Source organism: Streptomyces sp. NPDC104307 (assembly GCF_055584045.1).
The window spans coordinates 204,677-228,435 of record NZ_JBVJMU010000002.1 but is presented as its reverse complement, the minus strand read 5'-3'; the positions used below and the strand labels follow the sequence as shown (position 1 = coordinate 228,435).

General features: G+C 70.7%; 21 protein-coding genes and 2 tRNA genes. 19 read left to right on the top strand and 4 right to left on the bottom strand.

Annotated features, from left to right (window positions below; all coding sequences use genetic code 11):
* Positions 1-2 precede the first annotated feature (2 nt).
* A complete protein-coding gene (locus ACZ601_RS07715; RefSeq protein ID WP_469534329.1) occupies positions 3-2,123 on the bottom strand; it encodes a hypothetical protein in 2,121 nt (706 codons plus the stop codon).
* A gap of 532 nt (positions 2,124-2,655) precedes the next feature.
* Between ACZ601_RS07715 and ACZ601_RS07710 the strand changes: the two genes are divergently transcribed.
* The 3 genes from ACZ601_RS07710 to rfbD are packed head-to-tail and all read left to right on the top strand — an operon-like array spanning position 2,656 to position 5,614.
* Complete coding sequence (locus ACZ601_RS07710; RefSeq protein WP_440574004.1) at positions 2,656-3,726, top strand: glucose-1-phosphate thymidylyltransferase; 1,071 nt, start codon at positions 2,656-2,658, stop codon at positions 3,724-3,726.
* On the top strand, positions 3,723-4,733 hold the full coding sequence (gene rfbB, locus ACZ601_RS07705) for a dTDP-glucose 4,6-dehydratase (protein ID WP_469534327.1): 1,011 nt from the start codon (positions 3,723-3,725) through the stop codon (positions 4,731-4,733). The genes ACZ601_RS07710 and rfbB overlap by 4 nt, the downstream gene beginning before the upstream one ends.
* Positions 4,730-5,614 carry a dTDP-4-dehydrorhamnose reductase gene (gene rfbD / locus ACZ601_RS07700; protein ID WP_469534324.1) on the top strand — a complete coding sequence of 295 codons (885 nt, stop codon included), beginning with the start codon at positions 4,730-4,732 and terminating at the stop codon, positions 5,612-5,614. The genes rfbB and rfbD overlap by 4 nt, the downstream gene beginning before the upstream one ends.
* Before the next feature lie 35 nt (positions 5,615-5,649).
* Here the strand turns inward: rfbD and rfbC are convergent, their stop codons facing one another.
* Positions 5,650-6,306, bottom strand: coding sequence for a dTDP-4-dehydrorhamnose 3,5-epimerase (gene rfbC, locus ACZ601_RS07695; protein WP_469534322.1), 657 nt, complete (start codon positions 6,304-6,306; stop codon positions 5,650-5,652).
* A 256-nt stretch (positions 6,307-6,562) separates the two neighbouring features.
* Here rfbC and proB point away from each other — a divergent pair, with 256 nt between their 5' ends.
* The 5 genes from proB (at position 6,563) to ACZ601_RS07670 (ending at position 11,873) form a co-directional block, all read left to right on the top strand.
* Positions 6,563-7,690, top strand: a complete 1,128-nt coding sequence (proB, locus tag ACZ601_RS07690; protein ID WP_440578092.1) for a glutamate 5-kinase — start codon at positions 6,563-6,565, stop codon at positions 7,688-7,690.
* Positions 7,691-7,834: 144 nt separating this feature from the next.
* Positions 7,835-8,335, top strand: coding sequence for a hypothetical protein (locus ACZ601_RS07685; protein ID WP_440578093.1), 501 nt, complete (start codon positions 7,835-7,837; stop codon positions 8,333-8,335).
* Between the two features lie 83 nt (positions 8,336-8,418).
* On the top strand, positions 8,419-9,702 hold the full coding sequence (locus tag ACZ601_RS07680; protein ID WP_469534317.1) for a glutamate-5-semialdehyde dehydrogenase: 1,284 nt from the start codon (positions 8,419-8,421) through the stop codon (positions 9,700-9,702).
* Between the two features lie 65 nt (positions 9,703-9,767).
* The gene (locus ACZ601_RS07675; RefSeq protein ID WP_469534314.1) at positions 9,768-10,391 is read left to right on the top strand and encodes an SCO2584 family spore wall biosynthesis protein; all 624 of its coding nucleotides are present in this window, start codon (positions 9,768-9,770) and stop codon (positions 10,389-10,391) included.
* A 351-nt stretch (positions 10,392-10,742) separates the two neighbouring features.
* A complete protein-coding gene (locus tag ACZ601_RS07670; RefSeq protein WP_469534311.1) occupies positions 10,743-11,873 on the top strand; it encodes an SCO2583 family membrane protein in 1,131 nt (376 codons plus the stop codon).
* On the opposite strand, the gene ACZ601_RS07665 is transcribed toward ACZ601_RS07670, so the two are convergent.
* Positions 11,794-12,936 (bottom strand): M48 family metallopeptidase, encoded by a 1,143-nt coding sequence (locus tag ACZ601_RS07665; RefSeq protein WP_469534309.1) that lies wholly within the window; start codon positions 12,934-12,936, stop codon positions 11,794-11,796. The genes ACZ601_RS07670 and ACZ601_RS07665 overlap by 80 nt on opposite strands.
* Positions 12,937-13,046: 110 nt before the next feature.
* On the opposite strand from ACZ601_RS07665, the gene ACZ601_RS07660 reads away from it, so the two are divergent.
* The 7 genes from ACZ601_RS07660 (at position 13,047) to ACZ601_RS07630 (ending at position 17,350) form a co-directional block, all read left to right on the top strand.
* Positions 13,047-13,208: a hypothetical protein gene (locus ACZ601_RS07660; RefSeq protein WP_311305735.1), complete on the top strand. Its 162-nt coding sequence runs from the start codon at positions 13,047-13,049 to the stop codon at positions 13,206-13,208.
* Positions 13,209-13,292: 84 nt separating this feature from the next.
* Complete coding sequence (locus tag ACZ601_RS07655; RefSeq protein WP_024494263.1) at positions 13,293-13,457, top strand: hypothetical protein; 165 nt, start codon at positions 13,293-13,295, stop codon at positions 13,455-13,457.
* 38 nt (positions 13,458-13,495) lie between these two features.
* The gene (gene nadD / locus ACZ601_RS07650; RefSeq protein WP_073739060.1) at positions 13,496-14,113 is read left to right on the top strand and encodes a nicotinate-nucleotide adenylyltransferase; all 618 of its coding nucleotides are present in this window, start codon (positions 13,496-13,498) and stop codon (positions 14,111-14,113) included.
* A 19-nt stretch (positions 14,114-14,132) separates the two neighbouring features.
* Positions 14,133-15,881: an LCP family protein gene (locus ACZ601_RS07645; protein WP_469534304.1), complete on the top strand. Its 1,749-nt coding sequence runs from the start codon at positions 14,133-14,135 to the stop codon at positions 15,879-15,881.
* Positions 15,882-16,067: 186 nt separating this feature from the next.
* Positions 16,068-16,499, top strand: a complete 432-nt coding sequence (gene rsfS, locus ACZ601_RS07640; RefSeq protein ID WP_311305738.1) for a ribosome silencing factor — start codon at positions 16,068-16,070, stop codon at positions 16,497-16,499.
* Positions 16,496-17,149: a histidine phosphatase family protein gene (locus ACZ601_RS07635; protein WP_390092425.1), complete on the top strand. Its 654-nt coding sequence runs from the start codon at positions 16,496-16,498 to the stop codon at positions 17,147-17,149. Before rsfS ends, ACZ601_RS07635 begins: the two co-directional genes overlap by 4 nt.
* 128 nt (positions 17,150-17,277) lie before the next feature.
* Positions 17,278-17,350, top strand: a tRNA-Ala gene (locus tag ACZ601_RS07630).
* A 33-nt stretch (positions 17,351-17,383) separates the two neighbouring features.
* On the opposite strand, the gene ACZ601_RS07625 is transcribed toward ACZ601_RS07630, so the two are convergent.
* Positions 17,384-18,277, bottom strand: a complete 894-nt coding sequence (locus ACZ601_RS07625; protein WP_469534301.1) for a helix-turn-helix transcriptional regulator — start codon at positions 18,275-18,277, stop codon at positions 17,384-17,386.
* A gap of 199 nt (positions 18,278-18,476) precedes the next feature.
* On the opposite strand from ACZ601_RS07625, the gene ACZ601_RS07620 reads away from it, so the two are divergent.
* The 4 genes from ACZ601_RS07620 (at position 18,477) to leuS (ending at position 23,640) form a co-directional block, all read left to right on the top strand.
* Positions 18,477-19,865 carry an MFS transporter gene (locus tag ACZ601_RS07620; RefSeq protein ID WP_469535261.1) on the top strand — a complete coding sequence of 463 codons (1,389 nt, stop codon included), beginning with the start codon at positions 18,477-18,479 and terminating at the stop codon, positions 19,863-19,865.
* Between the two features lie 166 nt (positions 19,866-20,031).
* Positions 20,032-20,265: a hypothetical protein gene (locus tag ACZ601_RS07615; RefSeq protein ID WP_024494568.1), complete on the top strand. Its 234-nt coding sequence runs from the start codon at positions 20,032-20,034 to the stop codon at positions 20,263-20,265.
* Positions 20,266-20,376: 111 nt separating this feature from the next.
* Positions 20,377-20,449 (top strand) — tRNA-Ala (locus tag ACZ601_RS07610).
* A 317-nt stretch (positions 20,450-20,766) separates the two neighbouring features.
* A complete protein-coding gene (gene leuS, locus ACZ601_RS07605) occupies positions 20,767-23,640 on the top strand; it encodes a leucine--tRNA ligase (protein WP_469534298.1) in 2,874 nt (957 codons plus the stop codon).
* Positions 23,641-23,759 lie beyond the last annotated feature (119 nt).

Here is a 23,759-nt window from a genome sequence, read left to right as displayed (position 1 = left end):
GCCTATCCCTCCGGTGCGGGCTCCAGCGCTTCCCCGCCCGCCGCGTCGGCCTCCTCCGGCGCGCCCCGCTGTGCCGGCATCCCCGGGAGCAGCCGGCGCGCCATCCGTACGCGGTGCTCGTCCGCGACCTCGCACAGCCCGAGGGAGGCCTCGTTGAAGCGTGCCCGGGAGGGCGGGTCAGAGGGGCCGAGGAGATGGAGCTTCAGACCGGCGCGGGCAGCGGCCAGGCCGTCGCCGGCGGGGTGGCGCACCGAGTCGAGGAGGGCGGCGACACCGGCCGCGTCCGGTGTCAGGATCGTCGCCGCCCGGACCGTGGGGAACGCCTCGCGGAACTGCTCCTGAGACAGCTCGCCGGTGTTCGCGACGGCGTACGGCTTCTCGGCCGCCAGGTAGTCCGTGACCACGCTCGACACATCGCTGATCAGCAGGTCCGCCTGGTTGAAGCAGGAGTACAGGGCGGGCCGCGGGGCCGTGATGACCTGGTGCTCCGCAGGCGGGAGCGACGCCCAGTGGGCCGCTTCCCAGGCCGCCGTCGCCGCGGCGACCGCCTCGGCCCGGCCGGGCTCCGGTGTGCTCTGCGCCAGCATGCGTTCCATGTCATCCGCGTCGTCCCGGAACGAGGCGGTGGTGGTCAGCGCGTCCAGCTCCGCGGTCCGGCGGGCCGGCTCGGCGGCGGCCTCCGGTCCGGGGCGATCACCTAGGAACGTTCCGTCCTGCTCCCTGCGGCCGGTGGCCCGCTGACCGGCGCGGGCGCGGTTGGCCTCGTGGATCAGGGCCTGGACGCGGGCGTCGGCGGCGGCGGCCCGGGGATCGACAGAGCCGGTCATCGGGTGCGGCTTGTAGAGGAGCCGGACGGCCGGGTCGCGCAGCAGTGCCCGGACGATGTTCTCGCCGGCCAGCACGACCGAGGTGTTCCCGGGGTTGCCGTCCCAGCCTTCCCAGGTGGGGGCGTAGAGCACGGTCGTGTACGGACCGGCGGGCGGGCCCGCGTACGGGGTGATCGGGGCGAGCTGGGGGCGGCCGATCTCCACCACGTCGCGGTCCTCGACGCCGACGTCGGCCAGCGCGTAGCGTTCGCGCGCCGCCGGTCCGGCGACCCACACCTCGTCGTACGCCTTCGCGTACGGGTTGCAGCTGGAGAGCTTGTCGCTCTCCCCGTGGTTGACGAAGGCGTGTTTGATCGACGGGATCCGCAGGACCTGCGAGGTCTTGCCGGAGTTCGCGGGGTGGATCAGCAGTTTCAGGGACGAGTGTTCCAGGCGGAGCAGCTGGGCGACCTTGGGGATGCACACGATGGGGATGTCCGTGGCGCCGATGCGCTGCATCATGAAGCGCTCGCGCAGCACGATCACCGGGCGGCCGTCGAGTCCCGACAGTGCGTCGAGCCACATGTTGGCCTGGTACGCGGAGGAGACGCCGCCGGAGAAGTACATGCCGACCGTCGGCCGGTACTCCGCGAGCCAGCCGTCGAACCAGTCGAGCACCTCCTGGGGCGAAGCGGGCCGGCGCCGGACCAGGCACCGCACCAGCTCGGCCAGTGAGAGGGCGGCGAGGGCGGTCGACAGCGCGATGCCCGCCGCGGCGAACGCCGGCTCGTCGCCCGCCGCCGTCACCAGCAGGCCCGCGGTCGCGGGCAGCCCGAACAGCAGCAGCCGCGGCCCGTGCCGGCGCATCAGCAGGGCCGGGGGCGCCGGGGTGATGCGCAGGGCGGAGGCGTCGATATTGCGGGTGAGCAGCGGCAGGGTCCGCGCACCGCGCACCCGGATCGCCGCCGCGTGGCCGGCGAAGTGGAGCGCGTAGAAGAGGAGCAGCCCGAGGACGAGCGGGAGGTAGACCGTCTCGCGGTGGTCGCCGCCCAGCCGGAGCAGGCCCACGATCAGCAGGAAATCGCAGGTCAGCCGACGCACCATGACATCGGCCCTGACCTTGGCGAGCAGCGAGACCTGGCCGGGCCGCCACCGGTGCAGGGCTGCCTCGGCCAGCAGGTTGGCGGCCGTCGCGGTGACCAGCAGTGCGAGGTGCGGGACAGCGGCCGCGGCCGCCTGGGCGGCGAAGGACGCGGCCAGTACGGCGAGGGGGAGGGCGTGCGCGGCGTACCGCAGGAGCGGGGGGAGTGGTTGCACTGGGGGACTCCAAGGAGCGCGAGCGCTCGCGTGCGGGGTGGGGCCGCTCCGACGTATCGGTGCGGCCCACCGGGCGGCCCGGTCCTGGACCGGTGCGCCCGGTGGGCATGGATGGCATGGGGGTTAGGGGCCCACGATATGGAGGGCGGCTCGTCCGTTCATGAGACGAGCGTGAGGGATTCGTGAGAGTCGAGCGGACGGATACAACCTGTTCCCGGGGTCGTGAATTCGTGCGATGTGTCCTCGGAAGTGTGGATCACGCCTCACCGGTCGCCGGGACACCGCAGCCGATCCGGGGAACCGATGCATTCGTCATTCAGTTCGACGTAGTGAAATGCGTTTCCGCGCCCGGGAGCCGGGCGGACGTGGAAAAGTGACCCGCGGTTACGGGTTTCCACTACTTTTCGTCCGGATGTGTCGGTAATGGGCTGCGAGGGCTGTTTTGCCATAGATGGGACAGCGAATCTAAGTATGGTCGCCCGACAGGTCGCAGCCGCGACAGGACCGCCATCTCATCGTGGGGGCAGAAACAGTGAAGGCTCTCGTACTTTCCGGTGGGGCAGGCACCCGGCTCCGTCCCATCACCCACACCTCGGCCAAACAGCTGGTCCCGGTGGCGAACAAGCCTGTGCTGTTCTACGGCCTGGAGGCCATCGCGGAAGCGGGCATCACCGAGGTCGGCATCATCGTGGGAGACACCGAGGAGGAGATCCGCGCGGCGGTCGGGGACGGCTCCCGGTTCGGTATCGACGTCACCTACATCCCGCAGTCGGAACCGCTCGGCCTCGCCCACGCCGTCCTGATCGCGCAGCGCTTCCTCGGTGAAGAGGACTTCGTCATGTACCTCGGGGACAACTTCATCATCGGCGGGATCACCGGCCTGGTCGAGGGTTTCCGGGCGGACCGGCCCGAGGCCCAGATCCTGCTGACCCAGGTGCCCGACCCGACCTCGTTCGGCGTCGCGGAGCTGGACGGGGACGGCAGGGTGGTGGCCCTGGAGGAGAAGCCCAGGGAGCCCAAGAGCGATCTGGCGCTCGTCGGCGTCTACCTCTTCACCCGGGCCATCCACGAGGCGGTCCGCTCCATCCGCCCGTCCTGGCGCGGCGAACTGGAGATCACCCACGCCATCCAGTGGCTGATCGACCAGGAGCGCGACGTCCGCTCCACCATGATCCGCGGGTACTGGAAGGACACCGGCAACGTCACCGACATGCTGGAGGTCAACCGGACCGTACTGGAGAGCGTCGAACCGTCCACAGAGGGCGCCCACGTGGACGACGAGAGCGAGATCATCGGCCGGGTGCGGATCGAGCCCGGCGCCCGGGTCACCCGCAGCCGGATCGTCGGGCCCGCCATCATCGGCGCCCGCTCGGTGATCAGCGACGCCTACGTCGGACCGTTCACCTCGGTCGCCCAGGAGTGCCGGATCGAGGACAGCGAGATCGAGTACTCCATCGTCCTGCGGGGCGCCTCGATCGACGGCGTCCGCCGCGTGGAGGCCTCCCTCATCGGCCACGAGGTCGAGGTGACCCCCGCCCCCCGGAGCCCCTCAGCCCACCGTCTCGTCCTCGGCGACCACAGCAAGGTGCAGATCTCCTCATGACGAACCCCACGACGCCCCGCACGACGACGCGCATCCTGGTGACCGGCGGCGCCGGTTTCATCGGCTCGCACTACGTCCGCACACTGCTGGGCCCGGACGGGCCCGGTGACGTGGCCGTCACGGTGCTCGACAAGCTCACCTACGCGGGCAACCCGGCCAACCTCGACGACGTCCGCGACCATCCCGGCTTCTCGTTCGTGCGGGGCGACATCTGCGACGCGGAGCTGGTCGGCGGCCTGATGGCCGGTCACGAGCAGGTGGTGCACTTCGCCGCCGAATCACATGTGGACCGCTCCATCGACGGCGGCGCCGCCTTCGTCCGTACCAACGTCGTGGGAACCCACACCCTCGTCCACGCCGCGCACCTGGCGGGCGTCTCGACCTTCGTGCACATCTCCACCGACGAGGTCTACGGGTCGATCGACGAGGGCTCCTGGACCGAGAGCGAACCCCTCGCCCCCAACTCCCCGTACTCCGCCTCCAAGGCGTCGAGCGACCTGATCGCGCTCTCGTACCACCGCACCCACGGGCTCGACGTGCGGGTGACCCGCTGCTCCAACAACTACGGGCACCACCACTTCCCCGAGAAGGTCATCCCGCTCTTCGTCACCAACCTCCTGGAGGGCCGCCCGGTACCGCTGTACGGCGACGGCGCCCACGTCCGCGACTGGCTGCACATCGACGACCACGTCCAGGGCATCGAACTCGTCCGCACCCGGGGCCGGGCGGGCGAGGTCTACAACATCGGCGGCGGCACCGAGCTGTCCAACAAGGAACTCACCGGACTGCTGCTGGAGGCCTGCGGCGCCGACTGGGACACGGACGTCACCTACGTCGAGGACCGCAAGGGCCACGACCGGCGCTACTCGGTGGACTGCACCAAGATCCGCGAGGAGCTGGGGTACGAACCGCGCAAGGACTTCCGCAGGGGCCTCGCGGAGACCGTGCGCTGGTACCGCGAGAACAGTGCCTGGTGGGAGCCGCTCAAGGAGAGGGCGGCGCTGTGAGCCCGGTCTGGCTGGTCACCGGAGCGGCCGGAATGCTGGCGCGGGACCTGCTGGCGGCCCTCGCGCGCGAAGACGTCACCGCCGTCGCGAAGGACCGCGAGGCCCTGGACATCGCGGACCCCGACCGCGTCCGCGAGGCGTTCGCCGCCCACCGTCCCTCGGTCGTGGTGAACTGCGCCGCCTGGACCGCCGTCGACGACGCCGAGAGCCAGGAGGAGGCCGCGCTGCGGGTCAACGGCACCGGACCGGCGGTCCTCGCGCGGGCCTGCCGCGAGCACGGCGCCGTCCTGCTCCACGTTTCCACCGACTACGTGTTCGCCGGGGACGGCGCCCGGCCGTACTCGGAGGACGCCCCCACCGGCCCGCGAAGCGCCTACGGACGCACCAAACTCGCGGGCGAACGCGCCGTCCTGGAGACCCTCCCCGAGACCGGCTACGTGGTCCGCACCGCCTGGCTCTACGGGGCAGGCGGCGGCAACTTCGTCCGGACGATGATCAGGCTGGAGGGCGCCAGGGAGACCCTCGACGTGGTGGACGACCAGCGCGGCCAGCCCACCTGGACCGTCGACCTGGCGGCCCGGCTGGTCCGGCTCGGCGGGGCCGCGCTGGCGGGCACCGCCCCGGCGGGCGTCTACCACGGCACCAGCGGCGGCGAGACGACCTGGTTCGGCTTCACCCAGGAGATCTTCCGGCTGCTCGGCGCGGACCCGGCCCGGGTCCGCCCGGCCACCAGCGAGGCCTTCGTCCGCCCCGCCCCCCGCCCCGCGTTCAGCGTCCTCGCGCAGAGCCGCTTCGAGGCGGCCGGCATCGAGCCGATCCGGGACTGGCGCACCGCCCTGGGCGAGGCGTTCCCGGCGCTGCTCGCCGCGGAACGCCCGTGAACAGCGGCCGGGCTCTGATCGGTCCCCGCCCGTGATCAGCTCCCGGCCCTGCTGAGCACCGGTCCGCCGCCCGCCCGCAGTCCGGCGGGCGGCGGACCGGCCGTCCGCAGCCGCGCGTAGTACGCCTCGCACTCCGCGTACGAGGGCAGCAGCCCCTGCTCCTCTGCCTCCGCCAGTGAAGGGGCCGCCGCGTCCTTCCCGGACAGCAACGGGGCAACGTCCAGCGGCCAGTCGATGGCCAGCTCCGGATCGAGCGGATCGATGCCGTGCTCACGCGCCGGCGCGTATCCCTCCGAGCAGAGGTACAGAACGCACGCGTCGTCCGTCAGCGCCATGAAGGCGTGGCCGAGCCCCTCCGCGAGGTAGACCGCCCGGTGACCGCTGTCGTCGAGACGCACCCCCTCCCACCGCTTGTACGTGGGCGAGCCGGCCCGGATGTCCACGATCACGTCGAGCACCGCCCCGCGCACGCACTTCACGTACTTCGCCTGACCCGGCGGCACATCGGCGAAGTGGATCCCGCGCAGCGTGCCCCGGGCGGAACTGGAGAAGTTGGCCTGCGCGAGCCCCAGCGGGTGCCCCTGCGCCGCATCGAGATCCGAGGCCCTGAACCACTCGTGGAAACTGCCTCGGCCGTCCGTGAAGACCTCGGGCTCGTGCACCCAGGCCCCTGGAATGGAGAGCTGGCGCATGCGATCACGTCCTTGTTCCTGGAGTTCCTGGAGTTCTGGCGTTTCCGGAGTTCTGGAAGTTCCGGGAGCTTCTGGGGCTTCCCGAATCCGCCGGAAGTACTGCCGACAACCGCTGCAACGAGAAACCGGGCATTCCGGACACGGAGTGGCGCGGATCAGGATGAACCGGGGTCCACGGGGCGGAACGCCCAGGCACCGGTTCCGACGCTCGCGTAGATTGCGGATTCCGATCGAGGGCGAGCCACGGGGGATACGCGTGTCAGGGGCAAGGCAGGGCGTCACGGAGGCCCGCAGGATCGTCGTCAAGGTCGGTTCCTCCTCCCTCACCACCGCCGCCGGCGGCCTCGACGCGGACCGCGTCGACGCGCTCGTCGATGTGCTCGCCAAGGTGCGCGACGGCGGTGAGCGGGAGGTCGTGCTGGTCTCCAGCGGCGCCATCGCGGCCGGACTCGCCCCGCTCGGCCTGCACCGCAGGCCCAAGGACCTGGCCAGGCAGCAGGCCGCCGCCAGCGTCGGCCAGGGGCTGCTCGTCGCCCGCTACACCGCCTCCTTCGCCCGCTACGGCGTACGCGTCGGCCAGGTCCTGCTCACCAGCAACGACACCAGCCGCCGCGCCAACTACCGCAACGCCTACAACACCCTGGACCAACTCCTGGACATGGGCGCGCTGCCGATCGTCAACGAGAACGACACCGTCGCCACCGACGAGATCCGGTTCGGCGACAACGACCGGCTCGCCGCGCTCGTCGCCCACCTCGTCCGCGCCGATCTGCTGATCCTCCTCTCGGACGTGGACGGCCTCTACGACGGCGACCCGAGCATCCCCGGCACCACCCGCATCGCTGAGATCACCGGCCCCGCCGATCTGGCCGGGGTCAGCATCGGCAGCGCGGGCCGGGCGGGCGTCGGGACCGGCGGCATGGTCACCAAGGTCGAGGCCGCCAGGATCGCCACCGCCGCGGGCATCCCGGTCGTGCTCACCTCGGCCAGCCACGCCGCGGACGCACTGGCCGGCCGCGACACCGGTACGTACTTCCACCGCACCGGACGCCGCAGCGCGGACCGGCTGCTGTGGCTGGCGCACGCCTCCACCCCGCAGGGCGCGCTGACCCTGGACGACGGTGCCGTGCAGGCGGTCGTCGAGCGCCACAGCTCGCTGCTGCCCGCCGGGATCGCCTCGGTCGAGGGCGAGTTCGCCGCGGGCGACCCGGTGGAGCTGCGCGATCTGCGCGGCCGGCCGGTGGCCCGGGGACTCGTCAACTTCGACGCGAAGGAGATCCCGCAGCTCCTCGGCCGCTCCACCCGCGATCTGGCACGCGAACTGGGGCCCGCCTACGAGCGCGAGGTCGTACACAGGGACGATCTTGTAGTCCTGCACGGCTGACGGGCACCCGAAACGGCTGAAAGTCCAGCCTTCGGGCAGAGACCTTCACGAAAACCGCCCCACGCCGGGCCGAGGACTGGTCCACTTTGTAGCAGGGACACTGCGGGGTACACCGCTCAGCAACACATTCACAGGAGGCCGCCGGTGAGACGAGCGCGCCCGGGGGCGCCGCCCCGAGGAACGGGTGGCCGCGCCCTGACCAGCGTCGGAGCAGGTGCCGACTTCGAGGGGAGAAGGTCTGCGGAGCGGAGGGAGGAGCGCCCTGCCGGGGCCGAACAGACGGCGGTGGGCCCGGAGCTCACCCAGTCGAAGCTGTGGCACATCACGCTCTGCGTCTCAGGTACTGAGATTCCGCTGAAGGAGGTCAGACGCGGCCTCGAACAGCTCGCGCACGACCACCCCTTCCTGCTGACGAGCAGATACGCCAACGACCACGCGGAGATCCGGTACTGGGAAGAGGCGCGCGATCTGCACGACGCGGCGGCGGTCGCCCTGAGGCTGTGGGGTGAGCACCGTTCCAGCGCCGGACTGCCTCCGTGGGAGATCGTCGGCCTGGAGGTCATCGACCGCGAGACGTACCACCAGCGCATCGCCGAGGGATACGGACCGCCCCCGGCGGCCCCGGTCGGTGTGCACCCTTACTGACCCGGCAGCCGAGGCGGGCGGCGGCCGTCTCGCATCACGGGATACGTGACAGATGCCCGCAGTGTGCGCACTACTCTGCGGGCATGACCACGCTTTCGCCGTACGACAACATGTCCCCGGTCGCCCAGGCCGCCTACCGCGCACGCGCCGCGGCCGCCGATATCGCGCCGCTTCCGCGCGCGGCGAAGGACGACGCGCTGCTGGCGATCGCGGACGCGCTTGAGGTACGGACGAGCGACATCATCGCGGCCAACGCCGAGGACGTGGCGCGCGCCCGTGAGGCCGGCACCAGTGAGTCGGTCGTCGACCGGCTCACCCTCACCCCCGAGCGGATCCGTGCCATCGCCGCCGATGTGCGGGACGTGGCGGCGCTGCCCGATCCGGTCGGTGAGGTGGTGCGCGGCTCGACGCTGCCCAACGGCATCGACCTGCGCCAGGTCCGGGTGCCGCTCGGCGTCGTCGGGATCATCTACGAGGCCCGGCCCAATGTGACGGTGGACGCGGCGGCGCTCTGCCTGAAGTCGGGCAACGCGGTCCTGCTGCGCGGCTCGTCCTCCGCCCACGCGTCCAACAAGGCGCTGGTCCGGGTCCTGCGCGACGCGGTCGGCGGCTCCGGACTGCCGGCCGACGCCGTCCAGCTGGTGCCGGGCGAGAACCGCGACTCGGTACGCGAGCTGATGCGGGCGCGCGGACTGGTCGACGTGCTCATCCCGCGCGGCGGCGCCTCCCTGATCCGCACCGTCGTCGAGGAGTCCACCGTCCCGGTGATCGAGACCGGTACCGGCAACTGCCATGTGTACGTGGACGCGCTGACCGACCTCGACATGGCCGTCTCCATCCTGGTCAACTCCAAGGCGCAGCGACCGAGCGTCTGCAACGCCGCCGAGACGCTCCTGGTCCACAAGGACGTCGCGGAGGCCTTCCTGCCGAGGGCCCTGGACGCCCTGGCCGAGGCCGGTGTCACCGTGCACGGTGACGAGCGGGTCATGGAGTACGCCGAGGGGTCCAAGGCCACCATGGTGGCGGCGACGCCGGAGGACTGGGAGACCGAGTACCTCTCGTACGACATCGCGGCCGGTGTCGTGGAGTCGCTGGACGCGGCCGTGGCGCACATCCGGCTCTGGTCGTCCGGCCACACCGAGGCGATCGTGACCACCTCGCAGGCCGCGGCCCGCCGTTTCACCCAGTTGGTCGATTCGACGACGGTGACCGTGAACGCCTCGACGCGTTTCACCGACGGCGGCCAGTTCGGCTTCGGCGCCGAGATCGGGATCTCCACCCAGAAGCTGCACGCCAGGGGCCCGATGGGCCTGCCGGAGCTGACCTCCACCAAGTACATCGTGACCGGCGACGGCCATGTGAGGTGAGCTCGGGATGCGCGGGATGCGCCGTCTCCCTGCCGAAAGCGGTGTGCCGGGGCTAGGCTGAAGCCGTGCCGGACGACGTGGGGGGCAGGCCGTTCCCGAACGGCTGGGAGCCCGACGACGACCGCGGGGGCGCGGACGAGGACTTCGCCTCCGTGGTGTTCGACGAGGACTTCGTACAGGCCGCCGCGTTCCACGAACCGACCGCTGTCGAGCGGCTCTCCGCCGCGGCAGAGGCGCGCGCCGACGCGGAGGCCTTCCGGGCCCGCTCCGGCGGCGGACCGCTGGACGACGAGCTGTACGACGACGGCTACGGGCCGGGCGCCGGTTACGGCCGGGGCAGCGGCTACGACGACCGTCCCGGCGTGGACGGCGACGACTACTACGACAGCGGCCCCTACGGGCGTCACGGCGGCGCTCTGCGTCCCTACCGGGGAGCGGCCCGCTGGCACCGGCCGGTGGCCTGGCTGCTCGCGCTGGTGATGGGCATCGGCATGGTGGCGCTGGCCTTCAGCGCCGTCTACCGCAACACCTCGGGCGACCGGCAGGACCAGGTCCCGCCACCTGCCACCACCGGGGTGGACAGCGCCCCGGTGCCCTCAGCGGTCCCCTCGATGGTTCCGTCCATGATCCCGTCGGCCCCGGGCAGCTACCTCCGCCCGGTGGTCTCCCTGGCCCCGCGCACGCCCTGACGCACCCCTGACGCCCCTGACACACCCCTGCGAAGCCCCCTGGGGGGCGCTGCCTGGTGCAGCGCCGTCGGGTGAAGGGCCGGCGTGTGAAGCGCCCTCCCGCCGGCTCCGCGACCCCGGACCGTCCGCCCGGCCCGGCACCCCCGCGGCGGTTCTCCGCCCGCCTCCGCGTTTACGTTCGCCGTAATCGACCTACTCTCAAGGTATGACCCCTCACCTGCTCGAAGAGGGGGCTCCTCACCTGCCCGCGCATGCTCCCGCATCACGGACAGGACCCGCCCAGGCCGTCCGGCCGGGGCGGGGGCGCACCGCACCGGCCTCCGGTCGGTGACGTGGGAGTCGGGAGACGGCATGGCAGACCACGGAGATCCCCCCGAAGGCCCGGCGGAGAACAGCGCGAGCGGCGGCGAGGACGAGTACCGGTCGCTCGTCTTCGACGAGTCCTTCGTCAGGGCCGCCCGGCTCCAGGAGTTCTCCGCGCAGGAGCGGATGGGGGAGCACGCCCGTGCCGTACGGAGCCTGCCCGGCCGGGCCGTGCGCACCGGCTCCCGGGCGGCGCTCGCCCTGGTCATCCTGATAGCGCTGGCCTTCGGCACCGCCGTCTTCATGGGCTTCCGCCACCCCTACCAGGCCCCCCTCGGCCGACGGGCGGAGCCGCTGCGGATGATCTTCGTTCCGCTGGCGCCGCGCGGCGCCGTGCCCCCGGGCACACCGGCCGCCCTGTTCGAGAGCAGCCCCGCCGCCGACTACCCGAAGGGCGCCCAGGGCATCAGTCCGCCGGTGGCCCGGCGGACGGACAACTTCTCGGAGAGCCAGGTGGTCGCCGCCCTGGCCACCGTCAAGAACTACCTGGTCGCCTCCTCGCTCGACCCCGACGTCCTCGGCGGGAACACGGTCCGGCCGGTGGAATCACTGCTCGACCCGGACCAGACGGCCCAGTTCGAGCGGAGCATGACCGAGCCGTACGACGACGGGCAGCACGCCGCGACGGGCTGGCTCGTGCGGTTCGACCCGGCCCAGGTCACCCCCGCCCCCGAGGTCCGCGTCCGGGGCACACTGCGGTACGCCGAGGTGGGGACGGACGCACTGGAGGTGGCGTCCGACCACACCTTCACCTACGCACTCCGCCCGACCGTGTCGGGGCCCCAGCAGACCTCCGGCGCGTCGCTGTTCACCGTGCGGCGGGAGCTGCGCTTCCGGCTCGACCGGGAGGACCTGCGGCTGGGCCGGCTGGAGGTGCGGACCAGCTACGTCCAGGCCGGACCGCAGTCCTGCGCGGCCGACACCAGCGGTGCCCTGCGGCCGCTGCTGGCTGGCCGGCGCGCGGTCTCCCGGGGCCCGGCGGGCACCGACCCGTACGACACGGGCCGGCCCACCGTGGGGCTGTGCGGGACGCTGGAGGTCAGCTCCCCGCAGAGCCGGGCTCCTGGGGCCCCTGCTCAGGGTCCTCGGGGCTCGTCGACTCCTGCGAGCCGTCCGTAGCTCCGCCCTTGCCGGTGCCGCCCCCACCGCCTCCTTGGCCGGTGAACTTGTCACGCAGCTTGCCGCCCAGATCGCCGGCGCCGCCCGCTATGTCGCCGACCAGCTTCATCAGCGGATCCTTGCTGCCGCGCACCGAATCGGCGTAGTGCGAGGCGGACTCCTTGAAGGCGTCCGTGACCGAGGTGTCCTTGTCCTCGTCCCGGCGCGGGTAGTGCCCGTCCATGATCCGCTGGTAGTCGCGGGTCTCCGACCACTTCTTCAGCTCGGCCGCCCGGACCGTGGTGAACGGGTGCGAACGGGGCAGCACATTGAGGATCTTGAGCACGGAATCGCGCAGGTCGCCGCCCTTCTCGTACTCGTCGGCCTGGGCGAGGAACGCGTCGACGTTCATCTCGTGGAGGTGGTTGCCTCCGGCGATCTTCATGAGCCCGCGCATCGAGGCCCGCAGATCCTGGCCGACCAGCAGCCCGGCCCGGTCGGCGGACAGCTCCGACTTGCGGAACCACTCGCGCAGCGCCGTCACGATCGCCATGATCGCGACGTTGCCGAGCGGGATCCAGGCGACCTTCAGGGCGAGGTTGGTGAGGAAGAGCAGGATCGTGCGGTACACGGCGTGACCGGAGAGGGCGTGCCCCACCTCGTGGCCGACGACCGCCCGCATCTCCTCCTCGTCGAGGAGCTCCACCAGACCCGTCGTCACCACGATGATCGGCTCGTCGAGGCCGATGCACATGGCGTTGGGCTGGGGGTCCTGGTTCACGTACATCGGCGGGACCTTCTCCAGGTCCAGGATGTAACACGCGTCCCGAAGCATGCTGTTGAGATGGGTGAACTGGGCGTCGCTCACCCGGACGGAGTCCGACAGGAAGAGCAGTCGGAGACTGCGCTCGGGCAGCAGCCCGCTCAGAGCCTTGAAGACGGTGTCGAAACCGGTCAGCTTGCGCAGGGCGACCAGGGCCGAACGGTCCGCCGGGTGCTCGTACGCCCGGGACGAGATTCCCGGGAAACGCCTGCGCTGCCTGCTCGGCACGTTCTCGTGACTCTCGTGACTGCTTTCGGTCATGAATAGGCCCCCTGTTCGTACGAGACGTTGCTCGCCCCCTGACAAATCCCAGCCTAGGTGCTGGCGCTACGGTGTGCGGGGGGCTGTGGATAACTGAGGAGACGCCCGACATGCCGCATACCGTTGCTCTGCTCGCCGCCGCGTCCGAAGAGCAGGGACCGGGCAACACACTCCGCATCGTGCTGCTCGTCTCGCTGGTCGGAGCCGCACTGCTGGCCTGGTTCCTGCTGCGCGGATACCGCAACGACGACAACAAAGACAACAACGACTGAGTCGGCGTGAGCGTGCCCAGGCCTGCCGCATACGATGTCCGCGACGTCTTCCCTCCGACTCCCGATCGATAGGTCCTGCCGAAGATGAGCCTCACGAGCACCGCACACCAGCTGGTCACCGTCGCCGCCGAGGGCGCCGAGCACGGCGGCAATCACGAAAGCCTCAGCCCGTACCTCACCGGTGGCGGCGCGTTTGTCGCGCTTCTCCTCCTTCTGTGGATCACCACGCGCTTCAACCGCGACCGCTGAGGCCGAGGCGTACAGCTGTGCCAGTAGGCTCTGCACGCATGGGAGAGCAGGAAGTGCCTACCGGCCCCGGAAAGCGCCGAATCGGCGTGATGGGCGGGACGTTTGACCCGATTCATCATGGACACCTGGTGGCGGCCAGTGAAGTGGCCGCCCAGTTCCACCTCGACGAGGTGGTCTTCGTCCCGACCGGGCAGCCTTGGCAGAAGAGCCACAAGCATGTGTCCGCGGCCGAGGACCGGTATCTGATGACGGTCATCGCGACGGCATCGAACCCGCAGTTCTCGGTCAGCCGCAGCGATATCGACCGCAAGGGCCCCACGTACACGATCGACACCCTGCGGGACCTGCGGGCGGTCCACGGGGACGCGGACCTCTTCTTCATCACCGGCGCCGACGCGCTGTCCCAGATCCTCACCTGGCGGGACGCCGACGAGCTGTTCTCGCTGTCCCACTTCATCGGTGTGACGCGGCCGGGGCATGTGCTCACGGACGACGGTCTGCCGGAGGGCGGCGTCTCCCTCGTGGAGGTTCCCGCGTTGGCCATCTCCTCCACAGACTGCCGTGGGAGGGTCGCCGCGGGCGATCCGGTCTGGTACCTGGTGCCGGACGGCGTGGTCCGCTACATCGACAAGCGCCAGCTTTACCGCGGCGAGTGAGCCACGGAGAGGGGCACCGGTGAACGACCGACAGAACCCGTACGACCCGTACTACCAGCAGCCGCAGATCGTCGGCTACGACGAGTACGGGCAGCCGGTGTATCAGCAGCCCGTACAGCAGCAGTACGACCCGTACGGCCAGCAGCAGCAACAGCAGTCTCAACAGCCCCCGCAGGCGCCCCAGACGGACCAGGGCTACGGCTACGACCCGTATGCCCAGCAGCAACAACAGCAACAGCAACAGGCTCAACAGCCGGGCCCGCAGCAACAGCAGTACGACCCGTACGCCGCCCAGCAGCCTCAGTCCCAACCCCAGCAGGGGTACGGGTACGACAGCTACGGCTACGACACCGGGCAGCAGCCGGCCGCGGTCGACACCACCCAGTGGAGCGTCCCGCAGCAGAGCGCGCCGCCCGCCCCCGCCGCCACTCCTGTCCCACCGCCCCGGGAACCCGCCCCGGTGCCGGACCCCGAGCCGGAGGCGGCCGTTCCGGGGCAGCGCCGCGGCGACCGGGACTACCGCACCGAGCAGTTCTCCTTCATCGAGGAGCCCGACGAGGACTCCGAAGACGTCATCGACTGGCTCAAGTTCACCGAGAGCCGCAGCGAGCGCCGGGAGGAAGCGCGGCGGCGCGGCCACAACCGGATGGTCGCGCTGATCGTCGTGGTGGCCCTGGTCGTGGTCGGCGGCGTCGGCTACCTGTGGGCCGAGGGCAAGCTGCCCGGTTTCTCCGGCTCCGAGAAGGAGGACACGGCGACGACCGGCCCGCAGCGGCGCGACGTCATCGTGGTCCATCTCCACAACACCAAGGGCGGCGGCACGTCCACGGCGCTGCTCGTCGACAACGTCACCACCAAGCAGGGAGCCACGGTCCTGCTCCCCAACTCCCTCGCCCTCTCCGACGAGGACGGCAACACGAGCACGCTCGGCAAGTCGGTCGAGGACGACGGCACCACCGGCACCCGTGAGTCCATCGACACGCTGCTCGGCACCGAGATCAGCGGCACCTGGCGGCTCGACACCCCGTATCTGGAGAACCTCGTCGACCTGGTCGGGAACATCGACGTCGACACCGACACCGACGTGCCCGACGCCAAGAAGGGGGCCTCGCCCCTGGTGAAGAAGGGCAAGGCGCAGACGCTCAGCGGCCCGATGGCCGTCGCGTACGCCACCTACCGGGGCCCCGACGAGGCCGAGGCCAAGCAGCTGATGCGGTTCGGGCAGGTCATGCGCGGAGTGCTGCGGAAGATCTCGGACGATCCGAAGGCCGCCACCGTCACCGTGCAGACGCTGGCCCAGATCCTCGACCCCTCACTTCCCGAGAAGGACCTCGGAGCCTCGCTGGCCAAGCTCGCGGAGCACGCCAAGGTCGGGGACTACAAGACGGCGCTGCTGCCGGTCCAGGAGGACGGCGGCCTCACCGACTCGGCCACGGACAGCGTCGTCAAGGACATCCTGGGCGGCACGGTCAAGGCCCCGTCGGCGGACGCGGCGGTCCGGGTCGCGATCAAGAACGCCACCGGCAGCGACCGCGGCACGGAGTCCGCCCGGATCAAGCTGGTCAACGGCGGCTACGTCTTCGTCAACGGTGGCAAGTCCGGCGCCGAGGCTTCCTCCGAGGTCGTGTACAAGGACGCCGCGGCCAAGGAGAAGGCGGCCCAGGTCGCCAAGACCCTCGATCTGCCGGCCGGCGCGGTGAAGCAGGGCAAGCCGACCGGGAACGCGGACGTGTCCGTGGTCCTCGGTCAGGACTACAAGGTCGACTAGGGCCTGTCCTGGCCGGCCTGGTCCCAGCCCGGCCGGGCGCCTTCGGCACCGGTCCCGGAACCGCCACGCGGTGGTTCCGGGACCGGCGTCACCGCGCCGGGATGATCTCCGGAAAAATGGCTGCGTGGGCTGTCGGCGGTCCGTGAGACCCTAGAGGTTGATCTGCCCGCCGACGAAAGCCTGCTTGTGACCGCCACGGACCGCTCCATCGAGCTCATCAACGCTGCCGCTCAGGCGGCCGCCGACCGGCTCGCGCACGACATCATTGCGTACGACGTCAGCGATGTGCTGTCGATCACGGACGCCTTCCTGCTGGCCTCGGCCCCCAACGACCGCCAGGTCAAGTCGATCGTCGACGAGATCGAGGAGCAGCTCCAGAAGAAGCTGGGCGCCAAGCCGGTCCGCCGCGAGGGTGACCGCGACGCCCGCTGGATCCTCCTCGACTACGTCGACATCGTCATCCACGTCCAGCACAGCGAGGAGCGCGTTTTCTACGCGCTGGAGCGCCTCTGGAAGGACTGCCCCGAGATCGCTCTGCCCGAGGACGCCGTGAAGACCCGCGGCAAGGCCGAGGAGCACGCACAGCTCACCGGCGGCACGGAAGGTGACCAGAGCTGAACGGCAGCGGAAGCGGCAGGGGCCGCCGGATCGTCCTCTGGCGACACGGCCAGACGGCGTGGAACCTGGAGCGCAGGTTCCAGGGCTCCACGGACATCGAGCTGACCGAGACGGGCGTCGGGCAGGCCCGTCGGGCCGCCCGGCTGCTCGCCTCGCTGAAGCCGGACGCGATCGTCGCCTCCGATCTGCGCAGGGCGGCGGCCACGGCCGCCGAGCTCGCCGCGATCACCGGCCTCGGTATCGCGCACGACCCCGGTCTGCGTGAGACCTACGCGGGCGAGTGGCAGGGCCTCACCCACGAGGAGATCGTGGGGCGGTTCGGCGAGCAGTACGCGGCCTGGAAGCGCGGTGAGCCGGTGCGGCGGGGCGGCGGTGAGCTGGAGACCGAGGTCGCCGACCGGGCAGCTCCCGTGGTGCTCGCGCACGCCGACAAGCTGCCGGACGACGGCACGCTCGTCGTCGTCAGCCACGGTGGCACCATCCGGACCACCATCGGCCGGCTGCTGGGCCTGGAGTCGCACCACTGGGAAGGGCTCGGCGGGCTGACCAACTGCTGTTGGTCGGTGCTGGGTGAGGGCGCGCGCGGCTGGCGTCTGCTGGAGCACAACGCGGGCACGCTGCCCGAGCCGGTGCTCGGCGACGACGACTGACCGGGCGCCCACGCGGTGCCCGGACGCCTCCTTCGGGCGGCATCGGCCGGATTTCACTTTCCGGCTGGTCACAGGCTAAAGTTCTTCTTGTTCGCAGCGCGGAAACGCAGGGAAACACAGCGAACAGCGGGGCTATAGCTCAGTTGGTAGAGCGCCTGCATGGCATGCAGGAGGTCAGGAGTTCAATTCTCCTTAGCTCCACAATCAAGATCCACGATGAAGATCCCGTCCCCGTCAGGGGGCGGGATTTTCTTGTCGGCGGCCACGCAGCATCGTCATCTGCCGCTCGCTCTCCCGGTCGGCGGGGGTGTAGGCGACGATCCGGCACTCCGGCAGCCCGTTGACGGAGAGCGACACCGACGTCATCCGTATCTCGGCGGACGCCGCGTGGTGCCGGAAGGTCTTCACCCGGGGGCCCGGCGGGGCGACGTCCCCGCTGCGCCACAGCTCGGCGAAGTACGGGCTCGCCGCCGAGAGGGCCGCAACGAGCGACTCCCAGGCGGGCTCGCCCGCATGGCGTCCGTAGCCGTTCCGCAGGGTCGCCACCATGAGCGGCAGCTCTTGGTCGCGGTGGACGATCGGGCAGTCCTTCGTGGGCACGGTGAACAGCGCCCACAGCACGTTGCGGATCCCGGTGTCCATCATTTCGAGTACGCCGAAGAGATCCCGGTAGGCGGGGTTGGTGGCCAGCACGTCGTACCGCGTGTTGTAGACGACCGCCGGGTGCGGGTCGAGCGCATCGATGATGCCCTGGATCTCTTGGCCGACCTCGATCGTGTCGCCCTGTCTGCCCGGTATGCACGCGACCTCGGCCAGCTGGTAGAGGTGCTCGCGCTCCGGCGCGTCCAGCCGGAGGGTGCGCGCCACCGCGTCCAGGACCTGCGCGGAGGCGTTGATCGGGCGGCCCTGCTCCAGCCAGGTGTACCAGGTGACGCCGACGCCGGAGAGCTGGGCGACCTCCTCGCGGCGCAGGCCGGGGGTGCGGCGCCGGAACCCCGGCGCCATGCCCACGTCGGCCGGGGTCACCCTGGCCCGGCGGCTGCGCAGGAATTCGGCGAGCTCGGGCCGCCGCCCCTGCCGTTCCCGTGCTGCCCGATATTGTGCCGTCACCCTCGTCACACCCCCCATCGTCGTTGCTCCTGCCGGGTGTTGCCAGGTGCTGTCAGTACCAGCATCAGCGGGCTCTCGTTACCCGTATGCGACTGCGGCCAGCCTTGAGGTCATGACCACGACCGCGACCACGGGCACGACGTCCGAGGCAACTCCACGTTCCCTGCCCAGTAAAGACCCCGCCACTGACAGACACCCCGGACGGCTGCTCGCCCTGATGCTGGCGGCCCAGTTCATGGCGCTGCTCGACATCTTCGTCGTCAACGTCGCCGCCCCTACGATCCGCACCGAACTCGGCTCATCCGGGGCTGAGTTGCAGCTAGTGGTGGCCGGATACACCATCTCCTACGCCGTCCTGCTCATCACCGGTGCCCGGCTCGGCAGCGTCTTCGGACACGGCCGCGCCCATCTGGCGGGGCTCGCTGTGTTCACCGCCGCCTCGCTCGCCTGCGGACTCGCCGCCGGGACGGGTCAGTTGATCGCCTTCAGAGTGATCCAGGGGGTCGGCGCGGCGGTGATGATCCCGCAGGTGCTCAGCCTGATCCAGCGGCACTTCCGCGGCGAGGCCCGGGTTCGCGCCCTGGGCGCCTACGCGGCGGTGCTGGCCACCGGAGCCGCCGCCGGACAGGTGGTGGGCGGGGTGCTGGTCAGCGCCGATCTGTTCGGGACGGGCTGGCGGCCGGTCTTCCTGGTCAACGTGCCGATCGGGCTGGTTCTGCTGGTGCTCGGCGTCCGGGTGCTGCCGGGTGAGCCGCGTGCCGGGCAGGCCCGGCGTGCGGCACGGGCCCGTGGACTCGACCTGGTGGGGTTGCTGATGCTCGCCTCTGCCGTCGTGCTGCTGACCGTCCCGCTGGTGCTCGGGCAGGAGCTGGGCTGGCCCGCCTGGACCTGGAGCTGCCTGCTCGCCTCCGCGGTGTTCTTCGCCGGCTTCGCGGCGTACGAGACACGGCTGGCGGCGCGCGGCGGCGCCCCGCTCATCGCACCCGGGGTGCTCCGTATCCCCGGCATCGCGCGGGCGGCGCTGCGCGTACTGCTGGTGATGGGCGTCAACGCCGGCTTCTTCTTTGTGATGACACTGCACGTCCAGGGCGGTCTGGGGTATTCGGCGCTGCACAGCGGGCTGATGTTCGTGCCGGCCGCGGTGACCTTCGGGGTGGTCGGACTGACCTGGAGACGCTGGCCGGCCCGGCTCCAGAAAGGCCTGGCCCCGGCCGGATTCGTGCTCGTGGCCTTCGGTTCGGTACTGCTCGGCTCCCTGCTGCGCGACGGCGGCGACGGTGGTGCGGGCCTGTACGTGACCTTCGTCGTCATCGGTGCGGGCTTGGCGCTGGGCTTCAGTCCCACGCTTACGGGTGCCCTGGCGAACGTACGGCCGGAGGACGCCGCCGACGCGAGCGGTGTGCTCGTCACCGTCACCCAGCTCGGCCAGCTGATCGGAGTCGCGGGGTTCGGCACGCTCTACCTCAACCGCCTTGATACGCCGGGGGCGCGGGGTTCGGGAGAGGCGCTGTGGGTATGTGCTCTCGCACTGTCGGCGGCTGCCGTCGCGGGTGTGCTCGCGGGTCTCGTACGGCGTCGGCGGGCGACGGGTTCTCGGCAGGGCTGACCCCCTTGCGGGGTCATGGCAGAATCGGACCGCCGGAGGGGGCGACGGACCGAACGGGAGGGAGTGCGCGATGTCTGCGAGTCGCCACGAGGTCCCGGACCTGCCCCCTGTTCCCGAGGCTCGCGTACGCGCCGGCGGTTCGCCCCCCACGGTCCGGAGCTGACCCATGGGTGCCCACAGGCGGAAGTGCGACTGGTGCGGCAGCGGTACGCCCATCGTCAGGGACATGGATCCGGTCAACCCGGACTACCAGTACTGGTGCGAGGAGTGCGCGCGGGCGCTCGTCATAAAGGGCGACCCCATCGAGACCTACCGGGAGCTGGAGGGCGAGCCGATCTACGGCCGTCTGCTGGAGGAGCACTGCACGCTCAAGCGCTTCTACTCCTTCGCCACCGCCTGACCGGGCCCCGCCGAGGAGCCAAGACCGGGCGGACCGGAATCGATTTGGTGGACGGCCGGGGTGACCGGTAATGTTCTCGATGTCGCCACGGGAGACCGGGCGGCGCAGCGCGGGGCTATAGCTCAGTTGGTAGAGCGCCTGCATGGCATGCAGGAGGTCAGGAGTTCAATTCTCCTTAGCTCCACAGTGAAGATCGAGCAGCGGGCCATCCGATTCGGATGGCCCGCTGCTCGTATGTCCCGGGTCACGCCGGGGAGTGTTCCTGGTCATGCCGGGGAGCGGGCCCCGGCCCACCGCGGCCGGGCCGTTGCGGTACCCTGACGCCATGCGTGCCGTACGCCTTCTGCTTAGCGAGCCGCGCTGATCACTCCCGACCGGTGAGAATGCCTGGTCGGCATCGGCGCGGCGTCCCCTCCTGTGCGAGGGGATTTTTCGTTTCCGTAGACGCGTGTCCGTAGACGTGGGCGCCGGCAGATGACGATCGATGGAGCTTTGAGGATCATGAGCGAGACGAATTCCGCAGCCGACGTTGCTGCGCCGCACCGCTACACGGCAGCGATGGCCGCCGACATCGAGGCACGCTGGCAGGACTTCTGGGACGCCGAGGGCACGTACGAGGCACCCAACCCGTCCGGCGATCTGGCGGACAATCCGGAGCTGGCCGCCAAGCCGAAGAAATTCATCATGGACATGTTCCCGTACCCCTCGGGTGCGGGCCTGCACGTGGGCCACCCGCTGGGCTACATCGCCACCGATGTCTTCGCCCGCCACCAGCGGATGACCGGCCACAACGTTCTGCACACCCTGGGCTTCGACGCCTTCGGCCTGCCCGCGGAGCAGTACGCCGTGCAGACCGGCACGCACCCGCGGCTGTCCACCGAATCCAATATCGAGAACATGACGGCGCAGCTGCGCCGGCTGGGCCTGGGCCACGACAAGCGCCGCTCGTTCGCCACCATCGAGTCCGAGTACTACAAGTGGACCCAGTGGATCTTCCTGCAGATCTTCAACTCCTGGTACGACGCGGAGGCCGACCGCGCCCGGCCGATCGCCGAGCTGGTCGCCCAGTTCGAGAGCGGTGAGCGCCCGACCCCGGACGGCCGCGACTGGAGCGCGCTGAGCGCGGCCGAGCGTGCCGATGTGCTGAGCGGCCACCGCCTGGCCTACGCCTCCGACGCGCCCGTCAACTGGTCCCCGGGCCTGGGTACCGTGCTGGCCAATGAGGAGGTCACCGCCGACGGCCGCTCCGAGCGCGGCAACTTCCCCGTCTTCAAGGCCAAGCTGCGCCAGTGGAACATGCGCATCACCGCCTACGCCGACCGGCTGCTGAACGACCTGGACGGGCTGGACTGGCCCGAGGCCATCAAGCTGCAGCAGCGCAACTGGATCGGCCGCTCCGAGGGCGCGCGCGTCGACTTCCCGGTCGACGGCGCCGGCAGCATCACCGTCTTCACCACCCGCCAGGACACCCTGTTCGGCGCCACCTACATGGTGCTGGCGCCCGAGCACGAGCTGGTCGAGCGGATCATCCCGGCCGCCTGGCCCGAGGGCACCCACCCGGTCTGGACCGGTGGCCACGCCTCCCCGGCCGAGGCCGTCACCGCGTACCGCAAGCAGGCCGCCGCCAAGTCGGACGTGGAGCGGCAGGCCGAGGCCAAGGACAAGACCGGCGTCTTCACCGGCGCGTACGCGACGAACCCGGTCAGCGGCGAGCAGGTCCCCGTCTTCATCGCCGACTACGTGCTGATGGGCTACGGCACCGGCGCGATCATGGCCGTACCGGCGCACGACGCGCGCGACTTCGCTTTCGCGCGCGCCTTCGAGCTGCCGATGCGCTGCGTCGTCGAGCCCTCGGACGACCGAGGCACCGACGCCTCGACGTGGGAGGACGCCTTCGCCTCGTACGACGCGAAGCTGGTCAACTCCGCGAACGACGAGATCTCGCTGGACGGCCTGGGCGTCGTCGACGCGAAGGCCCGCATCACCGACTGGCTGCAGGAACACGGCGTCGGTGAGGGCACCGTCAACTTCCGGCTGCGCGACTGGCTGTTCAGCCGCCAGCGCTACTGGGGCGAGCCCTTCCCGATCGTGTACGACGAGGACGGCATCGCCCACCCGCTGCCCGAGTCGATGCTGCCGCTGGAACTGCCGGAGGTCGACGACTACTCGCCGCGCACCTTCGACCCGGACGACGCCGACACCCAGCCCGAGACCCCGCTGTCCCGCAACGCCGACTGGGTCAACGTCACGCTGGACCTGGGCGACGGCGCCGGCCCGAAGAAGTACCGCCGCGAGACCAACACCATGCCCAACTGGGCCGGTTCCTGCTGGTACGAGCTGCGCTACCTGGACCCGAACAACAGCGAGAAGCTGGTCGACCCGGCGATCGAGCAGTACTGGATGGGCCCGCGCGAGGGGCAGCCGACCGGCGGTGTCGACCTGTACGTGGGCGGCGCGGAGCACGCCGTACTGCACCTGCTGTACGCCCGCTTCTGGTCCAAGGTGCTGCACGACCTGGGGCACATCTCCTCCGCCGAGCCGTTCCACAAGCTCTACAACCAGGGCATGATCCAGGCGTTCGTCTACCGGGACAGCCGCGGCATCGCGGTCCCGGCAGCCGAGGTCGAGGAGCGCGACGGGGCGTACTACTACGAGGGCGAGAAGGTCTCCCGCGTCCTGGGCAAGATGGGCAAGTCCCTGAAGAACGCCGTGACGCCCGACGAGATCTGCGGCGAGTACGGCGCGGACACCCTGCGCCTGTACGAGATGGCCATGGGCCCCCTGGACGTCTCGCGCCCCTGGGACACGCGTGCGGTCGTCGGCCAGTACCGGCTGCTGCAGCGGCTGTGGCGCAACATCGTGGACGAGGAGAGCGGCGAGGTCACCGTCGTCGATGGCGAGCCCGGCGAGGACACGCTGCGCGCCCTGCACAAGGCGATCGACGGTGTCGGCGGGGACATGGCCGGGATGCGCTTCAACACGGCCATCGCCAAGGTCACCGAGCTGAACAACCACCTGACCAAGGCGGGCGGCCCGCTGCCGCGCTCCGTCGCCGAGCCGCTGGTGCTGCTGGTGGCGCCGCTGGCCCCGCACATCGCGGAGGAGCTGTGGCGCAGGCTGGGCCACACCGACTCGGTCGTGCACCAGGACTTCCCGGTGGCCGACCCGGCGTACGTCATCGACGAGACCGTCACCTGCGTGGTGCAGGTCAAGGGCAAGGTCAAGGCGCGCCTGGAGATCTCCCCGTCGATCACGGACGCGGAGCTGGAGACCCTGGCCCTGGCCGACCCGGCCGTCGTCGCCGCGCTGGGCGGGGCGGGCATCCGCAAGGTGATCGTCCGGGCGCCGAAGCTGGTGAACATCGTCCCGGCCTAGGGCCGCACCGGACCGGACGGCCGGTGCCGCACTGGCTGTTCCGCGTCTTACTCATGGTGTGAGGGCTTTCCCCTACGGGCAGGTTGGGGGTTCCGATGGAACCCTCCGCCTGCCCGTTC

Coding starts and splice junctions, on each gene's coding strand:
- ACZ601_RS07655 (WP_024494263.1), top strand. CDS start 13,293: ATGAGCCTCACGAGCACCGCACACCAGCTGGTCACCGTCGCCGCCGAG.
- ACZ601_RS07620 (WP_469535261.1), top strand. CDS start 18,477: ATGCTGGCGGCCCAGTTCATGGCGCTGCTCGACATCTTCGTCGTCAAC.
- ACZ601_RS07680 (WP_469534317.1), top strand. CDS start 8,419: ATGACCACGCTTTCGCCGTACGACAACATGTCCCCGGTCGCCCAGGCC.
- ACZ601_RS07660 (WP_311305735.1), top strand. CDS start 13,047: ATGCCGCATACCGTTGCTCTGCTCGCCGCCGCGTCCGAAGAGCAGGGA.
- ACZ601_RS07625 (WP_469534301.1), bottom strand. CDS start 18,277: ATGGGGGGTGTGACGAGGGTGACGGCACAATATCGGGCAGCACGGGAA.
- ACZ601_RS07670 (WP_469534311.1), top strand. CDS start 10,743: ATGGCAGACCACGGAGATCCCCCCGAAGGCCCGGCGGAGAACAGCGCG.
- rfbB (WP_469534327.1), top strand. CDS start 3,723: ATGACGAACCCCACGACGCCCCGCACGACGACGCGCATCCTGGTGACC.
- leuS (WP_469534298.1), top strand. CDS start 20,767: ATGAGCGAGACGAATTCCGCAGCCGACGTTGCTGCGCCGCACCGCTAC.
- ACZ601_RS07665 (WP_469534309.1), bottom strand. CDS start 12,936: ATGACCGAAAGCAGTCACGAGAGTCACGAGAACGTGCCGAGCAGGCAG.
- ACZ601_RS07615 (WP_024494568.1), top strand. CDS start 20,032: ATGGGTGCCCACAGGCGGAAGTGCGACTGGTGCGGCAGCGGTACGCCC.
- rfbC (WP_469534322.1), bottom strand. CDS start 6,306: ATGCGCCAGCTCTCCATTCCAGGGGCCTGGGTGCACGAGCCCGAGGTC.
- nadD (WP_073739060.1), top strand. CDS start 13,496: ATGGGAGAGCAGGAAGTGCCTACCGGCCCCGGAAAGCGCCGAATCGGC.